The 15,679-nt window shown below is 67.4% G+C and carries 12 protein-coding genes; 4 read left to right on the plus strand and 8 right to left on the minus strand.

What is annotated here, in order from left to right:
* Positions 1–14: 14 nt before the first annotated feature.
* From E0H92_RS03650 to E0H92_RS03670, 5 genes are all read right to left on the minus strand, one after another.
* Positions 15–2,486 carry a GH116 family glycosyl-hydrolase gene (locus E0H92_RS03650; protein ID WP_131495379.1) on the minus strand — a complete coding sequence of 824 codons (2,472 nt, stop codon included), beginning with the start codon at positions 2,484–2,486 and terminating at the stop codon, positions 15–17.
* The gene (locus E0H92_RS03655) at positions 2,470–2,883 is read right to left on the minus strand and encodes a hypothetical protein (RefSeq protein ID WP_131495380.1); all 414 of its coding nucleotides are present in this window, start codon (positions 2,881–2,883) and stop codon (positions 2,470–2,472) included. Before E0H92_RS03655 ends, E0H92_RS03650 begins: the two co-directional genes overlap by 17 nt.
* 212 nt (positions 2,884–3,095) lie before the next feature.
* Positions 3,096–3,908 (minus strand): carbohydrate ABC transporter permease, encoded by an 813-nt coding sequence (locus E0H92_RS03660; RefSeq protein WP_238173300.1) that lies wholly within the window; start codon positions 3,906–3,908, stop codon positions 3,096–3,098.
* The gene (locus E0H92_RS03665) at positions 3,905–4,570 is read right to left on the minus strand and encodes a carbohydrate ABC transporter permease (protein ID WP_238173301.1); all 666 of its coding nucleotides are present in this window, start codon (positions 4,568–4,570) and stop codon (positions 3,905–3,907) included. The genes E0H92_RS03660 and E0H92_RS03665 overlap by 4 nt, the downstream gene beginning before the upstream one ends.
* Positions 4,571–4,767: 197 nt before the next feature.
* Complete coding sequence (locus tag E0H92_RS03670; protein WP_131464548.1) at positions 4,768–6,066, minus strand: extracellular solute-binding protein; 1,299 nt, start codon at positions 6,064–6,066, stop codon at positions 4,768–4,770.
* 332 nt (positions 6,067–6,398) lie between these two features.
* Between E0H92_RS03670 and E0H92_RS03675 the strand changes: the two genes are divergently transcribed.
* Entirely contained in the window at positions 6,399–7,610 is a 1,212-nt protein-coding gene (locus E0H92_RS03675) for a S53 family peptidase (protein ID WP_131495381.1), read from the plus strand.
* A gap of 200 nt (positions 7,611–7,810) precedes the next feature.
* Positions 7,811–10,723 (plus strand): M36 family metallopeptidase, encoded by a 2,913-nt coding sequence (locus tag E0H92_RS03680; protein ID WP_131495382.1) that lies wholly within the window; start codon positions 7,811–7,813, stop codon positions 10,721–10,723.
* Between the two features lie 673 nt (positions 10,724–11,396).
* Here E0H92_RS03680 and E0H92_RS03685 read toward each other — a convergent pair.
* From E0H92_RS03685 to E0H92_RS03695, 3 genes are all read right to left on the minus strand, one after another.
* Entirely contained in the window at positions 11,397–11,705 is a 309-nt protein-coding gene (locus E0H92_RS03685) for a hypothetical protein (protein ID WP_131464557.1), read from the minus strand.
* 18 nt (positions 11,706–11,723) lie between these two features.
* Positions 11,724–12,380: a hypothetical protein gene (locus E0H92_RS03690; RefSeq protein WP_131495383.1), complete on the minus strand. Its 657-nt coding sequence runs from the start codon at positions 12,378–12,380 to the stop codon at positions 11,724–11,726.
* A 524-nt stretch (positions 12,381–12,904) separates the two neighbouring features.
* Positions 12,905–13,912: a LacI family DNA-binding transcriptional regulator gene (locus E0H92_RS03695; protein WP_131495384.1), complete on the minus strand. Its 1,008-nt coding sequence runs from the start codon at positions 13,910–13,912 to the stop codon at positions 12,905–12,907.
* A gap of 116 nt (positions 13,913–14,028) precedes the next feature.
* Between E0H92_RS03695 and E0H92_RS03700 the strand changes: the two genes are divergently transcribed.
* A complete protein-coding gene (locus E0H92_RS03700) occupies positions 14,029–15,096 on the plus strand; it encodes an amidohydrolase family protein (protein ID WP_238173302.1) in 1,068 nt (355 codons plus the stop codon).
* Positions 15,093–15,653, plus strand: a complete 561-nt coding sequence (locus E0H92_RS03705; RefSeq protein ID WP_131464568.1) for a cysteine dioxygenase — start codon at positions 15,093–15,095, stop codon at positions 15,651–15,653. Before E0H92_RS03700 ends, E0H92_RS03705 begins: the two co-directional genes overlap by 4 nt.
* The last annotated feature ends 26 nt before the right edge of the window (positions 15,654–15,679 follow it).

A 15,679-nucleotide genomic window follows, 5' to 3' on the forward strand; every position in this document is an offset into this window, starting at 1 on the left:
CTCGACGGTAGGGGTCAGGTTGTCGTGATGACCAAGGGTTTTCCGGGGTGGATCGGGGCGTCGATGGGGTACGGCGTGCCGTCGGCGTGGATCTCCTGTACGTCGATGGTGCCGGCGTGGCAGGTGATGGTGAGGGTGTCGTCGGACGCCGTGGCGACTCCCCAGCCGGTGTTGGTGGTGAAGGGGAATTGCCAGGTGTTGGCGGAGCGGGCTATGGGCAGGGGTACGAAGGTGATGGTTTTGGTGATGGCGTTGTGGTGGTAGCCGGTGAGTGCTTCCAGGGTGGACCAGCCGGCGGCGTTGCGGATGTAGTGGTCGCCGCATTCGATGGGGTTGAAGGGGTTGCGGCGGGTGCCGTCGTACCTGTTCCAGAGGCCCTGCAGGATGGACATCGCCTCGTCGGTGAGGCCTTCGTAGAGGCAGTGGGCGGCTACCTGGTACTCCGAGCCGGTCCAGACCTCGTCGCAGTACCTCGTGGGGATGTCGGGGCGGCCGCCGTGGGGCCAGGTGCACATGAGGAGGCCGGTGTCGTCGCCGTCGGCGAAGACGCGGTACGGGTGGTCGAAGTCGCGGAACCCGGTCCGCAGGTTGTGCCGTACGACGTTGCGCAGCGCCGTACGCACGTGGTCTTCCGGGAGGAGGTAGCCGAGGTCGAGCTGGTGCGCCCACCACTGCCCGATCAGCTGGTCGGCGAGGCAGCCGTCGCCCCACTGGAAGTCACGGGTCTCGTCCGGGTCCAGGATCTGCCGGTAGTACTCGCCTGTGAACAGCAGCTCGTCGTACGCCGTCCTGCCCGTGTCGAACAGGCTGCGATACTCCTTGCCGTCCTCACCGAGCAGGAGCGCCATCTCCTCGGCCGCACGCAGTGCAGCGAGCCACAGCGTGCCCATGAACGAGTTGACGCCACACAGGTCGATGTCGTGCGTGCTGGGCTGGATGCCACGCAGTACGCCGTCCCGCAGCCACTTGCCGTGGATGTGGTCGAGTAGACGCACTACGTTCGACCAGCGTCCGCGCAGCCAGTCCAGACCGGCTCCTTGGCGCACCTCGCGGTAGGTCTTGAGTACGTTGCCCAGCATCCCGTCCAGCGCCGGCTCTTCCGGTCCGCCGATCACCACGTCCCACAGCTGCTTCATGTAGAGCGGCGCGCGCACCCGGTGCGGGATGTACCCCTCGGGCGCCTGCATGACGTCGTACTCCGTGTCGCGCATGTTCTGTTCCAGCGACGGGAAGAGGCGCGACAACGTCTGCTCGTAGTTCCACACGTGCGTGCAGTTGAGCGGACACGAGCCGCCGTACCGGCCGCCCCACATCGCGGTGGACGCGCCCAGCACGCCCTCGAACCCGAGTACGTCGCCGTCCGCGGTCTGGAAGACGGTTGGGCTCCGTACGTCGGCCACTAGCGCCGCTAGCCGCGCACCAGCCTCGCCGGGCAGGCTGCTCTGCTCGAACGCCTCGGTCCACGCTGTGGTCTGTGTGTGCAGCTGTGACCAGTTGGCGATGAAGGAGTCGGCCGCGGCGACGGCGTCCGGCGTACGGCGGGTGTACGCGTTGCCGAGCCAGAAGCGGCTGTGTCCGTACGCCGTGTGCGGTCCGAACTGGTTGAAGTCGACATATCGGTTCGGGAAGTGCCACGCGATCAGGAACCGGACCTGGGTCGTCTCGCCCGGTTGGAGGTCGAACGGGACTGCCAGCCCGCCGTTCCAGGTGGTCCCAGGTGCGCTCGCGCCGCTCGCCGGGGTCACGGGACCGTTGAGGAAGGCAACGAACTCCTCGGGTCGGGTCCACTGCGCACACACCAGTCCAGCGGCGTCGGTTGCAAGCACGAATTGACCGGCGCCGGGGTGGTCGACGGGCAGTGTGGTGTTCTCGAGCACCAGGTAGGTCCAGTCGTCGGTCCGGCGGACGCGGTTCGTGTTGCCGCCGTACGAGCTGCTGGCTGTGCCGTCGATTGGGGTGACGCCGTCCCACCCGACCGAGTTCTGCAGTGCACCGGCGAGCTTGCCGTGCACCGCGATGTCACCAGGGTTGTGCAGCGTGAACGTGAACCCGACGACCGGCTGCGAACTGGCGGCCGCGTCGGAAGGCACCAGTGGGTTGAACACGTCCAGACTCAATTTGATGGGCAGGTCCGTCTCGTAGTCCACATGAGCCTGGGGATAAGTCGCACTTATCTGCGTAGGGCCGATCGGCTGGATGACGTCCTGCAGCCGGCGTTCGGCAGGCGGGATCACGTCATCGGTCACGAGTGGGGTGTTGGTGGGCTCGGACGGTGGGCCTTGGAGCAGCCGGATCTCGTCCAGCGGGGGTTCCACCCGGGACAGGCGGAGAGCGAAGAAGCTGTCCGGTACGTGTCCTTCGTGGTTGCCGATGTTGTGCAGCTGCCACTGCCGCAGCGCGCCGTTGCCGGCCAGCGCCACGGTGCCGGTGCCGAGACCTCCCAGCGGCAGTGCGAAGTGTCGAAGGTTCTCACCGGTGTAGTGCATGTTTCTCCGTCCATGTACCAGCAGAGGCGAACAACGCCACCGGACCGGGGGCGAGCAGTAGGAGAGATGCTGTGACTGAGGTGCCGAGCAGCACAGCCACGAAGACGAGTGCGAGTACGCCGAGTGGCACCAGCGGGGCACGGGCTACCAGGTGGAGTGCGGTGAACCAGAGAGTCTTGCCGCGCAGGCCGGCTGTCACCCGGAGACTGAAGGCGTAGCAGGAGGCGAGTAGGAGCAGCACGCTCGCACACCCACTCACCACCAACGGCACCGCAAACACCGGACCTGAGTACAGCTGCCAGTTGGCCAAAGCAACTGCCACCACCACACCCGGCACCAACCCCACGGCCAGCCCCGCGCCGGCGTACCTCCGCAGGTTCCCGAACAGTGCTGTCACACCACCACGGTCCTCCAAAACCACCGCATCTGTCGTCGCGACAACAGCTGCCCAGATGGGTGAGAGGACGAACGCGCCCACTAGGACGCTCAGTGGTGACAGCCCTGGACTGAGGAGAACGACGAGGACAGCGCCGGCGCAGGTCGTGGCACCGGCGGTGGCGAGGAGGGGGAGTTCGTGCCAGAGCGCTCGGAACGCGGCGGGTAGATAGGTCACGCCCGGAGGCCCGTCGACGCGATGGAGGCGATGAAGGAGCGCTGGAAGATCAGGAAGAGGACGAGGATCGGTAGCACCACCAGGGTGATCGCGGCGAAGAGTACGACGGCCGGGCCGCCGCCGACCGCGCCCTGGAGCGACACCAGGCCGACCGGGAGCGTCATCTTCTCCGGCGACGACAGGAAGATGTACGGCCAGAAGAAGTTGTTCCAGGACGCCTCGAAGACGAAGATCCCGAGCGCGGTCAGGCCCGGCCGCGCGAGCGGCAGGATCACCCGGAACAGGATCCAGAAATGCCCGGCGCCGTCCATGATCGCCGCCTCGTCCAGCTCTCGCGGGATCGACGCGATGTACTGCCGCAGGAAGAAGATCCCGAACACGTTCACCAACGCCGGCAACCAGATCGCGACCGTCGTGTCCACCAGATGCAGCCAGCGCATCATGATGAAGATCGGTACGACGGTCAGCTGCACCGGCACCACCAGCGCCGCCAGCAGAACCGAGAAGATCTGGTCCCGCCCCGGGAACCGCAGCCGGTTGAACGCGTACGCCGCCAGCGCACTGGTCAGCAATGCGCCGAACGTCGTGATGACCGCGATCTGCAGACTGTTCCACGTCATTTGCGCGAACGGGATCAGGTCCGGCACCTGCTGGAAGTTCTGCAGCGTCGGCGGCCGCGGGATCCACCGCGGCGGCAACTGGAACGCGTCGATCGGCTCCGACAACGCGTTCACGACCAGCCACACCAGCGGCGCGATCATCACCACGCCGCCGAGCACCAGCACGAGGTCGAGCAGCTTGCCCTTCACTGGTGCACCCACCGTCGGCTGAGGCGGAACTGGAGGCCGGTGACGACCATGATCACCACGAAGAGGACGAGCGACAGCGCCGCGGCGTACCCGACCTCGAAGGACTGGAAGCCCTTCTCGTACGTGTACTGCACGATGCTCCGGGTCGCGCCGTCCGGGCCGCCCTGGGTCATGATCACCATCGGGTCGAAGATCTGGAACGCCCCGATGAACGTGATCACCGTGGCGAAGAAGATCGTCGGCGACATCACCGGCAGCGTCACGCTCCAGAACCGCCACCACGCGTTCGCGCCGTCCACCCGCGCCGCCTCGTGCAGCTGCGCCGGCACGGTTTGCAGACCGGCGAGCAGGATGATGAACGTGTACCCGATCGTGTGCCACCAGTCGACCACGATCAGCGTCGGCAACGCCAGCGTCGGCGAGGCGAGCCAGTTCGTCGTCGACGAGAGGTAGTAGTTCGCCAGCCCGAACGCCGGATCCAGGACGTACTTCCAGATCAGCGCGACCGCGGCCCAGGACACCAGGAACGGGAAGAAGTAGGCGGTTCTGACGAAGTACTTCGTTCCGCGCGTCATCGTCCGGTGGACGCCTAGCGCGAGCAGCATCCCGATCCCGATATGGGTCACGACCGACGCGAGCGCGAAGACGAACGTGTTGATCACGGCGCGCACGGTGGCGCCGTCGGTGACGAGCTGCTTGAAGTTGTCCAGGCCCGCGAATTCCGGCGTACTCAGCAGATCCCAGTGGAACAGGCTGAGTGCGAAGGCGGCGACCAGGGGCCCGGCGACGAAGACGACGAAGAGCAGGACTGCCGGACTGATGAACAGGTACCCCGGCAGCCAGTCACGACGTTGGGGTTTCAGACCAATCCCTCCAGCGCGGTCTGGGCCTTGCCGAGCGCGTCGGCCGGTGCGGCGTTGCCGGTCAGCACCTGCTTCCAGCCGTCCTCGATCGCCTTCTGGATCGCGGCGCCCTTGTCGGGCGACGGGATCGGGGTCGCGTAGCTGAGCGCTTGGTACAGGTACTCGGTGCCCTTCGGCGCGTCCTCGAGGAACGACTGGCTGTTCGCGATCGACTTCCGGGCCGGGACGATGGTGCCGCCGAGCTGGGCGAACGTCGACGAGCCTTCCTTGGAGATCAGGAACTTGATGAACGTCCAGGCGTCGTCCTTCTTCTTCGACGCCTTCAGGATCGGGTACCCGTTCCAGCCGACCGGCGAGCCCTGCCGCACCTTCGTCGGCCAGGGCACGATGCCCATCTTCTGCGTCGCCTTCAGGTTCCGGATGCTGATGATCGGCCAGCGGCCGCCGCCGAACATCGCGAGCTTGCCCTGCGCGGCCGCGGTGAACGCGTCGAACGTCCCGCCCGGCGGCGGGGACAGCTTGTCCGCGACCAGCTTCCGGTTGAACTCGGCCGCCTCGATCACGCGCGGATCGTCGTACGTCGGCGTCGACCAGTCCTCGGAGAAACTGCTGGTCCCGTTGGTGAGCAGCCACGGCATGATCGCGGCGAAGTACGCCGAGTCGGCGGCGTACCCGAAGGCGCCGGTCTTCGCCTTGATCTGCTCACACGCGTGCCGGAAGTCGTCCCACGTCCACTTCGCGGTCGGTTCGGGTACGCCGGCCTTCGCGAACAGGTCCTTCGAGTACCACATGCACATCGTGTTGAACTCGCCCGGCAGGTAGTACGTCTTGCCGTCGGTGGAGGCGTACTTCTTGTCCCACTCGATCAGGTTCGGGTCCATGTCGGCGTAGTACTCGTCGATCGTCGACTGGTCCTTCTTGATGTAGTCGTCGAGCGGCGCGAGCAGGCCCTTGGAGGCGAACAGCCGCTGGCCCTCGGTGGCGATCTGGATGACGTCCGGCACCTGACCGCCGGCGATCCGGGTGGAGAGTTTGTTGAAGAAGTCGCCCCAGTTCGACAGCGGGATGCCCTCGGCCTTGAGCTTGATCTCGGGGTGCTGCTCGGTGAACTTCGCGAACAGCTTGTTCCAGGTCGCCTGCTGCTCGGCCGTTCCCATGTAGACGAACGACAGCTCCTTCGTGGACGCCCCACCACCGCTGCCACCGCCTCCGCAGGCGGCCAGCGATGCGGCGAGCGCCGTACCTCCGCCGACCTGGAGGAAGTGTCGTCGAGTGATGCTTCGGGGCTGTTCCATAACGGAGCCTCCAGCAGGGAAATCGATTTCTCAGAGATCCCGGCAGCATAGCCGTGCGTGCTGAAACCGTGTCAAGGGTCGGGCCTGGGGAAACTCAGGGGGAAACCTTCACCGTCCGAAACACCCTCGGTGACCCCTCGATCACGCGGAAATCCGGCCCTCGACAGGGCGGCTGTCATGGGTTCGCCCATGACATTTGTCAGCGGTCCGATCGCTGGCTTCCGGTGCTCCGGCGGACGCACGATGCGATCACCCCCAAAACAAGCCGGCCTCCGCCCACCGGCCGAAACGGGACCTGTGCGCGGAGGCCTGCTCAACCTCGAGGAGTCCAGTTGAGGCAACGGATTCTCGTGTCCGCCCTGGGCGTCGGCGCACTCGCCGTCGCAGGACTGACCGCCCAAACACTGACGGCGTCGGGCGCCACCGCGGCCCCGTCCCCGTACACCGCCGGCAAGCACGCCGCCCGCGTCTGCTCGGACGCGAAGGCCAAGCACACCGCGAGCTGCAACGCGGTGAAGCTGGTGAACCCGGACGGCGTCGCGCCGGCCGCCACCGCGCCGCCCGCGACCGGTCTGACCCCGACCGGCCTGCGCGACGCCTACAAGCTGAACGGTCTGAGCGCCGGCGGCCGTACGGTCGCGATCGTCGACGCCTACGGCTACCCGAACCTGGAGCGCGACCTCGGCGTCTACCGCTCCCAGTTCGGTCTGTCGGCGTGTACGACGGCCAACGGCTGCCTGAAGGTCATCAACCAGACCGGCGGTACGTCGCTGCCGCGCTTCAACGTCGGCTGGGCCGGTGAGCAGGCGCTCGACGTCGACGCGGTGTCGGCCGCCGCGCCGGACGCGAAGATCGTCGTCGTCCAGGCCAACTCGGCGAGCTTCGCCGACCTCGGCACCGCGGTGCAGACCGCCGCCAAGCAGGCCGGCGTCGTCGCGATCTCGAACAGCTACGGCGGTGGCGACGCGTCGGACGCGACGTACGGCGCCTACTACAACCACCCGGGGATCGCGGTCACCGCCTCCACCGGTGACGACGGCTACCAGGGCGGTAGCTACCCGGCGTCCTCGTCGTACACGACGGCCGTCGGCGGTACGTCGTTGGTTGCCGCCAGCAACACTCGTGGGTGGAGCGAGTCCGTGTGGAGCGGCGCCGGCTCGGGCTGCTCGACGTACAACACGGCACTGCCGGGCGCCGCGTCGTTCGGCACCGGCTGCTCGAAGCGTGCGATGGCCGACGTGTCCGCGGCGGCCGATCCGTCCAAGGGCGGCATGGCGATCTACTACCCGACGAGCAAGACCGCGTCGACCTGGGCGCAGTTCGGCGGGACGAGTGAGGCCGCGCCGATCATCGCGGCGGTCTACGCGCTGTCCGGCAACACGACCGGGTACGCGAACGCGTTGCCGTACGCCCACCCGGGTTCGCTGTTCGACGTGACGAGCGGCAGCAACGGCACCTGCCCGACAACCCAGTGGTGCAACGCCCGTACGGGTTGGGACGGTCCGACCGGTCTCGGTACGCCGAACGGCGCCGGGGCGTTCTGATCCGACACTCGGAGCGATCGGGTCGTGGCTGCGTGCGACGACCCGATCGCTCCTAGTACTGTTCCGAACACGAAGGACAACCCTCGACTCCGCGGCATTCCGGTGATTTCCCTTCCCCGGGACCTTCGGGAGGCTTAAGGTCAGCCCCCGGGACGGGTCGTGGAGGGCGACCCGCACACGAACTCCATGGAGAATTTGCTGTGACGACATCACGCAGAGGGCGGGGGCTCCTGGCAGTCTCCGCCGTCTCCGCTGCCGCGACCGTGCTGGCGATGACCGCCGGCGGCGCGGACGCCGCCCAGAACACCGGTGCCGAAGGCAAGAAACCCGCGCAGGCCGAGACGCCGTCCGCGGGCAAGGAACGCAAGGGCAACTACGACGCCCGGACGCCGAACGCCCGCACCACCTACGCCCGCGCGGCGAAGGTCGCGGGCAAGGAGACAGCGGATGCGAAGGAGTTCCGCGACTCGCTCGGTAGCCAGGGTGTCGTCGAGGTCGACCCGAACACCGGCACCCCGGCCCAGGTCACCAAGCTGAACGGCTTCCTCACCGGCAAGAGCGCCAAGAAGGCGACGGCTGTTGCCCTCGGCTACGTGAAGGCCCACCCGGAGGTCTTCAAGCTCTCCGATGCCGACCTCAGCACGCTGAAGCTGCGCAAGGACTACGTCGACGACCTCGGCACCCACCACATCTTCTGGTCGCAGGTCGTCGACGGCGTCGAGGTGTTCGGCAACGGCCTGAAGGCCAACGTCACCAAGAACGGCCAGCTGATCTCCGTGATGGGCTCGCCGGTCTCCGGCCTGGCCACCGCCGCGCAGAGCCGGTCCGCCGTCGCCGCGTCGAAGCTCAGCGCCGCGGGCGCCCGGACCGCCGCGATCACCGACGTCGGTGGTACGACGAAGTCCGCCACCGCGACCACGTCCGGCGTGAACACGAAGTGGAGCAACGGCGACACCGCCAAGCAGGTCTGGTTCCACACCGCCGACGGGCTCCGCAAGGGCTGGCTGACCTACACGAACTCCGGCGGGACCCGGTTCTACAGCCACGTCGTCGACGCGCAGACCGGTGCCACGCTGTACCGCCGGAACCTGTCCAGCGAGGGCAACGGCGATGCGCTGGTCACGGACAACTACCCGGGCGCGCCGAAGGGCGGCACCCAGCGGGTCGAGAACCTGACCTACAACAAGTGGCTGCCGAAGAACGCGAAGACCCTCCTGGAAGGTACGTCGGTCGCGGCCTTCGCCGATGTCAACGACGACAACCAGCCGAACGCCGGTGAGACGGTCAAGGTGCCAGGCACCAAGACCACCGCCGACTACAAGCTGACGCCGTTCCCGGACGCGCAGGCGCTCTGCTCGACCTCGTACATCTGCACCTGGGACCCGGCGAAGCCCGACTCCTGGAAGACCAATCTGAACCAGGACGTCACCAACGGGTTCTACCTGGCCAGCAACTTCCACGACTGGCTGGCGAAGGCGCCGATCAGCTTCACCCCGGCGGCCGGCTCGTTCGACGCCGCGGGCGGTGACCCGGTGCTGCTGAACGCGCTGGACGGTGCGGCGACCGGCGCCGACGGCGGGCCGGACGTGAACCACGTGAACAACGCGAACATGAACACTCCGCCGGACGGCACACCGCCGACCATGCAGATGTACCTGTTCGGCACGGCCGGCGACAAGAGCACCGTCGCGACCAGCTCGTCGAACGCGGCGGACATCCTGTACCACGAGTACACCCACGGCCTGTCCAACCGCCTCGTCGTCGACGCCACCGGCAACTCGACGCTGAACAGCATCCAGGCCGGCTCGATGGGCGAGGCCTGGAGCGACTTCTACGCACTCGACTACCTGGTCTCGCACGGCCTGGAGAAGGACACCACCGCTCCGGGTGAGGTCCTCGAGGGCAAGTACGTCACCGGTGGCGGCACGATCCGCACCCAGGCGAACGACTGCCGGGTCAAGGCGGTCAGCCCGAACTGCGTCGCGCTCGACGGCTCGAAGGGCGGCTACACGTACGGCGACTTCCCGACCATCGGCGGTACGCCCGAGGTGCACGCGTCCGGTGAGGTCTGGGCGCAGACCCTGTGGGACCTGCGCGAGCGCTTCGGCCGCAGCTACGCGGTGAGCATCATCACCCGCGCGATGGAGCTGTCGCCGAACGACCCGACGATGCTCGACATGCGCAACGCGATCGTCCAGGCCGACCTGGTCGCCAGCGGCGGCAAGAACGCCGACGTCATCTGGACGGTGTTCGCCAACCGCGGCATGGGCTGGTACGCCGGTGTCGTCGACGGCGGCGACGCGTTCCCGGCCGAGGACTTCCACAAGCCGCCGACAGGTGCGACCACCACCGTGACCGGCACTGTGATGGACAAGGACACCGGTGCTCCGGTGGCCGGCGCGCTCGTGTACGTCGGCGGTCACTCCTCCGGGTACGCCGGTGACTACGCCGGCTCGACCGACGCGACCGGCAAGTACACGATCACCGGCGTTGCCCCGGGTACCTACCCGAAGGTCGTCGTGTCCGCACCGGGTTACGAGCTGCTGGTGCAGCCGGTCAAGGTCACCCCGGGCACGCAGGCGAACTTCGTACCGCGTCGCAACTGGGCGGCAGCGTCCGGCGGCGGTGCGATCGCCGGCTTCAACGGCCCGGACTTCAGCTCCTTCAACTGTGGCCCGTCCGGCGCGATCGACAACGCCCAGGGCACCGGCTGGGGCAGCACCACCGGTGACGACAACGGCACCCCGACCAACAAGATGATCGACAAGCACGTCGACGTGAAGCTGCCGGCCGCTGTCACCATCAGCGCCTTCAACGTCGACCCGTCGAACACCTGCGGTGACCCGGGCAGCGCCTCGACCGGCAAGTACCGGATCGAGACCTCGGCCGACGGCACCACCTGGGCCACCGCGGCGGAGGGCACGTTCGACGCCACCAACCGCGGCAAGTACAACCTGGTCACCCCGACCGGCAACACGACCGGCGTCCAGTACGTCCGCTTCTGGATGCTCAGCCCCCAGGTCCCCGACTTCGAAACCAACTGCCCCGCCGGCGCCTTCGGCGGCTGCCAATTCACCGACATGACCGAACTCCAGGTCTTCGGCACCAAGTAACCACAGCACGCCCTCCCAGAAGGCCGGCCGAGCACCCCGCTCGACCGGCCTTCCGGCAGTTTGTGGGGGAAGGTGATCAGCCCACGCATGCTCCGCAGGCGCTCACTTCGTCGCTCCGCTCCGCTCCTCACCGCACCCGCTCCCACCCGCCCCCGCTCAGCGCGGAGCTTCTGCTTCCGGGCTATCGCCGGTTGTTGCCGGCTGCCGCTGGCGCGTCGCGAGCTGGCGCTCGCGTGCGACTACTAGGCCAACGCCCTACAGGTGGCTGATTGGTGCGAGGGGGACTCAACGACGGGAACTGCGGCGACCGATGACCGGCGGCTGTCCAGCCACCGCCGTGCCAGTAGCTCTTACCCCGGAGAACGATTCGCCGGTTGGCACACCAGGGCGGCGAAGCCCACCGCGCCGACGGCTCCCGTCGCACCACAATGACTTTGCAGTACAACGGGAGCCTGTCTATGGCACTGCTAGGGGCCGTCTGTCGGGTTCTCGGAGCAAGCGACCCACTGAGTCCCTTGGGCCGCAATCTGCTGCAGGTGAGTGCGCAGATACGCGCAGTCCGGCACAATCCGCCCCGTCGGACCACCGGGCGCTGGCGACGAGACGCTACTAGCGGTCCCGGTCGCAACAACCGTGATGGCGAATGCCATGACGCCGGCTAGCCGTTTCCAACTCAACTCCGTTCCCCCTCCAGCGCATCAAGTTGCGCCTCCAACGACTCGATCTCCTCACGGATTGCTTGCAGCCGGTAGGGATGGACCCAGCCAAGCGGTTGGTTGTTGATCGCCTGAGCGACGACCATGTCGCCGCCGAACAGTTCTGCGACCTGATGAATGGAGATTTCGTCGTCGCCCGCAGAGGCCGTGCGATAGATCTCCAGCAGTGCTGGCATCTTCTGCGGCAGCTCAGCGAACGCGCGCAGGAGTCTCAACCGTAGGGTTATGCGCTCTCGTAGATCCGCTGCTGGATCAACAAGGTCCACGGCTGTTCCTCCCAACGGTCACACCAGCCAGTAAGGATGCGTGCTTGATGTTGGAATGTACCAGCGCTTTGTCTCCCACTCCCATGGCCCGAAGGATGGCCGCGAGCCTGCACTGGTCTTGAACGTCATCCGATACCGGTTGTAGTACTTCTCGCCACGAGTGCCGCCCTGCCGCCATGTCTCGGACAAGATGAGGGCGCGAGTCGTCCAGGTGTCGCGGTTGTGCGCGGCGGGGCAGTTGGACCAGGTGTGGACGGTCGAATCGGGCCAATTGTTGGCATCCCACCGGGACAAGCACTCATTGGCTGTGAAGTCGACGCTCGGTCCCTGCTTGACGGCGAGTTCACCGTACATAGTGATGTCAGGATAAAAGCCGATGTTGGTGACGTACTGAACACCGACCTTGCCTACCAGCGAGCAACTCGACCCGGAGCAGTAGAAGTAGCTGACGGTGTCGGCCAGAGTGTGAATGTAGCCGCTCACGGTACCGCTTCCGGCCGCGGTGATTGCGGCCTCCCGTGCCTCGGCATCACTGAACAGATTTTCAAGGGCCTGTTGTTCTGCATCGCGGCGACTTTCGCCACGGCTACTGACGAAATGGCGCGCTTGACTCGTTTCCCCGCGAGCGATCGCCTGGGCAACGGCCGCCTGCAATGGCGCGTGTCCTTCGGACACGACGGCTGTCAGGCAGTCGCCGGATGGTTCACCCAGCCGGTTTGGCGATTTGCAGCTTTTGACATTTCGATCTACCTGATCGGTCGTCAGGTGCAGCTGGTTGGGTCCACTCGCTGGGCGGCAGCTCATGCGCGCGCTGGAGGTTGTCCTGGACTCGGCGACGGGGCCGTGACGCTGGCCGCTCTCGATCAGCTCGAGTCTGGTCCGGTCTTGTGGTCCGCCCTGTCGCGCTTGGACCAGGCCGTGCGTGCGGCAGAACTCGCCGACGACTTCGAGTTCCGGGGCTTCGGCACTAGCATTCTACGTTCGCGTCGCGCGCCCGGGGACTGTGTCCGGTTGGTCTTGCCGAACGCCGTGCAGCTGCCGCCTGCCGGGGTACCCGCGATCCGTCGAAGTGTCGTCATCCTCTCGCCGGCGGAGCACGCGTGTGCTGCATGTCCGGATCTTGGACAACGGGAAGTAAGTGTAGTGGATTAGTCTAGTTTCGACGGGTGGAACCTGTCGGGCATTGGTTGCCGCTTCGCCTATTTGGGTGGGGCGGCGACCGAGCCGCGTTCTATCAGGGTGGGGGTGAGGGTGGTGCGGCGGACTCGGCGGTTGGTGTCGACTGCCGAGGTGACGCGGGAGACGACGTGGGTGACGAGGTCGTCGAGGGGCCAGTGGAAGGTCGACAGGGGTGGCGTGAGGAGTTGGGACATCGGCTGGTCGTCGTAGCCGAGCAGGGAGAGGTCTTCCGGGATTCGGAGGCCGAGCTCGCGGGTGGCGGCGTACACGCCGAAGGCCATCGAGTCGGCGAGGGCGAGGATGCCGGTCGGGCGCGTGCTGCCGGAGAGCAGCGTGCGGGCGACGGTGGTCGCTCCGGTCAGGTCGTGCGGGCATTGCAGCAGGCGGATCTTCAGGCCGAGATCGGCCGCGACGCGCTGAGCGATCTCCTCGGCGGGGCGCTCCACTTCGAGGCGGCGGGTCGCGCTCAGTACGGCGATGTCCTGGTGGCCGGCGTCCGACAGGCGGCGCAGCGCCGTACTCACGCCGGATTCGTTGTCGAGGATCACCTCGGACTTCGCCTTCGCGCTCGGCAGCGCGTCGCCGATCGCGATCACCGGCGCCTGCCGGGTGATATCGGCCCAGGCCTTCGCGGCCGGGTCGATCGGGATCACGACGATCGCGTCGGCGCGGTGGTCGACGAGGTGCTGGGCGAGTTCGAGTTGGCGGTCGGCGTCGCCGGCCGAGTCGATGATCCAGGCGTTCCGGTCCGGGGCCAGGAGTTCGCGGCCGAGCGCGGCCGCGACGCGTTGCTGCCAGAGGTCTTCGAGCGAGGCGCAAAGTACGCCGATGGATCCGCTGCGACCGGACGCGAGCGCGCGGGCGACCGGATCGGCCTGGTAGCCGAGGCGGTCGGCGGCGTCCTGAACCCGCTGCCGGGTCTCGGGCGTGCCGTGCAGACCGCGCAGCGCATACGACACGGCGGCCATCGAGAGCCCGGTCTCGGCGGCGATGTCCTTGAGGGTCGGCCTCCGGCTGGTTCCGGACATGCCCACGACCCTAACCGCCGCCGTGGACAGAAACTTGACAGACACCGCTTTGAAGCGCTTCACTCTAATCAGCTTGAAGCGCTTCAAGATGATCAAACTGGCGAGGGGAGGGTTCGATGATCGACGTCCACCAGCATCTGTGGCCGGAAGCTTTCGTCGACCGCCTCCGGGCCCGCCGCGAGCCGCCGTACCTCGACGGCTGGACGCTGCACACCACCTGCGAAGCGCCGTACGACGTGGATCCGGCGGCGCACGAGCTGGGCAAGCGGGTCGCGCTGGAGCAGGACTCCGGGACGACGCTGGCCGCGGTGTCGCTGTCGAGTCCGCTCGGCGTCGAGGAACTCGGCGACGCGGAGCTGCTCGCGGCCTGGCACGACGGGGCCGCGGAGTTCCCGAAGCCGTTCCGGGCGTGGGCTTCCGTTGACCTGCGCGAGCCTGACGTCGCCGGACTGGAATCCCTTCTGAACAAGGGCTTTCTGGGACTACAGCTTCCCGCGCACATCCTCGGAACGCCAAGAGGTTGGGAAGCGCAGGATGAGCTGCTGCGCGTCGCCGAGCGGGTAGGCAGGCCGATCCTCGTGCATCCCGGTACGGCGCGGCCGACCGAGGCGCCGGGGTGGTGGGCGCCGGTCGTCGACTACACGACGCAGCTGCAGGCGGCCTGGTGGGCGTGGCATGCCTTCGGCGGGCGACGCTCGTACCCGGACCTCCGGCTGTGCTTCGTCGCCGCCGCCGGTCTCGCGCCGGTGCATCACGAGCGGCTGACCGCGCGCGGCGGCCGGCTCGGCACCATCGACCCGAACCTGTACGTCGACACGTCGAGCTACGGCCCGCAAGGGATCGACGCGGTCGCACGGGTCCTCGGCATCGACCAGGTCGTGCACGGCACCGACCGGCCGTACGCCGACACCACCGAACTCCGCCAGGGGGACGCCGCGACCGCGGTGATCCGCCACGACAATCCACACCGGCTGCTGTTCGGCTCCGGTGCATCTATGGGTGCGTCTCCCGGCCCCACGCCTACTGCGCGGCACTCGGCGGGCACCTCGCCGAACGGGAGCGAAGGGAACGATGAAACCACATCGACCCCTCCGCTCCCGCTCGCCGAGGCACTCCGCCGAGCACCTGCTCGCGACGGCGTGGGACCGGGAGACGCACCCACTCCTGAGAGGGGAGTGCAGTGACTGCTCAGCCAATCGACGTACCCAACGTCCCGGCGCGCCAGGCCAGCCGGCTCGTGGAGCTCAACAACTGTCTGTCGCTGGACGACCTTCCGGGCCGCGACCTGACTCCTGCGGAGCTGTCCGAGCTGGCGGCGTCGATCGCGGCGCAGCCGCACCTGTGGGAGGACCAGGTCGCGTACAGCGACGAGGAGCGGGTCTTCGCCTCGCTCCACCGGGATGCGAACGTCGACGTCTGGCTGATCTGCTGGACGCCGGTGAACGACACCGGCTGGCACGATCACGACGTCTCGTCCGGTGCGGTCGCCGTGGCCCGCGGAAGGCTCGTCGAGCACAACCTCGCGATCGGCACCGAGTCCATCGAGACCGAGGTGGAGGCTGGCGACGTCTACGGCTTCGGCCCCGACCACATCCACCGCCTGACCGGCCTCGACAAGGGCAGTGTCACCGTTCACGCGTACAGCCCGCCGCTGTGGCGCATGGGGCAGTACTCGGTGAAGGACGGCGTACTCCGGCGGGTCTCCGTCTCGTACGCCGACGAACTCCGCCCCCTGGAGTGACAGTCGATCTCTGACTAAGGTCAGAG

Source organism: Kribbella speibonae (assembly GCF_004331375.1).
Lineage (GTDB): Bacteria > Actinomycetota > Actinomycetes > Propionibacteriales > Kribbellaceae > Kribbella > Kribbella sindirgiensis.

Excerpts from the sequence above, each read along its gene's own strand:
- E0H92_RS03650 (WP_131495379.1), bottom strand. The coding sequence starts at position 2,486 with ATGCACTACACCGGTGAGAACCTTCGACACTTCGCACTGCCGCTGGGA.
- E0H92_RS03670 (WP_131464548.1), bottom strand. The coding sequence starts at position 6,066 with ATGGAACAGCCCCGAAGCATCACTCGACGACACTTCCTCCAGGTCGGC.
- E0H92_RS03695 (WP_131495384.1), bottom strand. The coding sequence starts at position 13,912 with ATGTCCGGAACCAGCCGGAGGCCGACCCTCAAGGACATCGCCGCCGAG.
- E0H92_RS03700 (WP_238173302.1), top strand. The coding sequence starts at position 14,029 with ATGATCGACGTCCACCAGCATCTGTGGCCGGAAGCTTTCGTCGACCGC.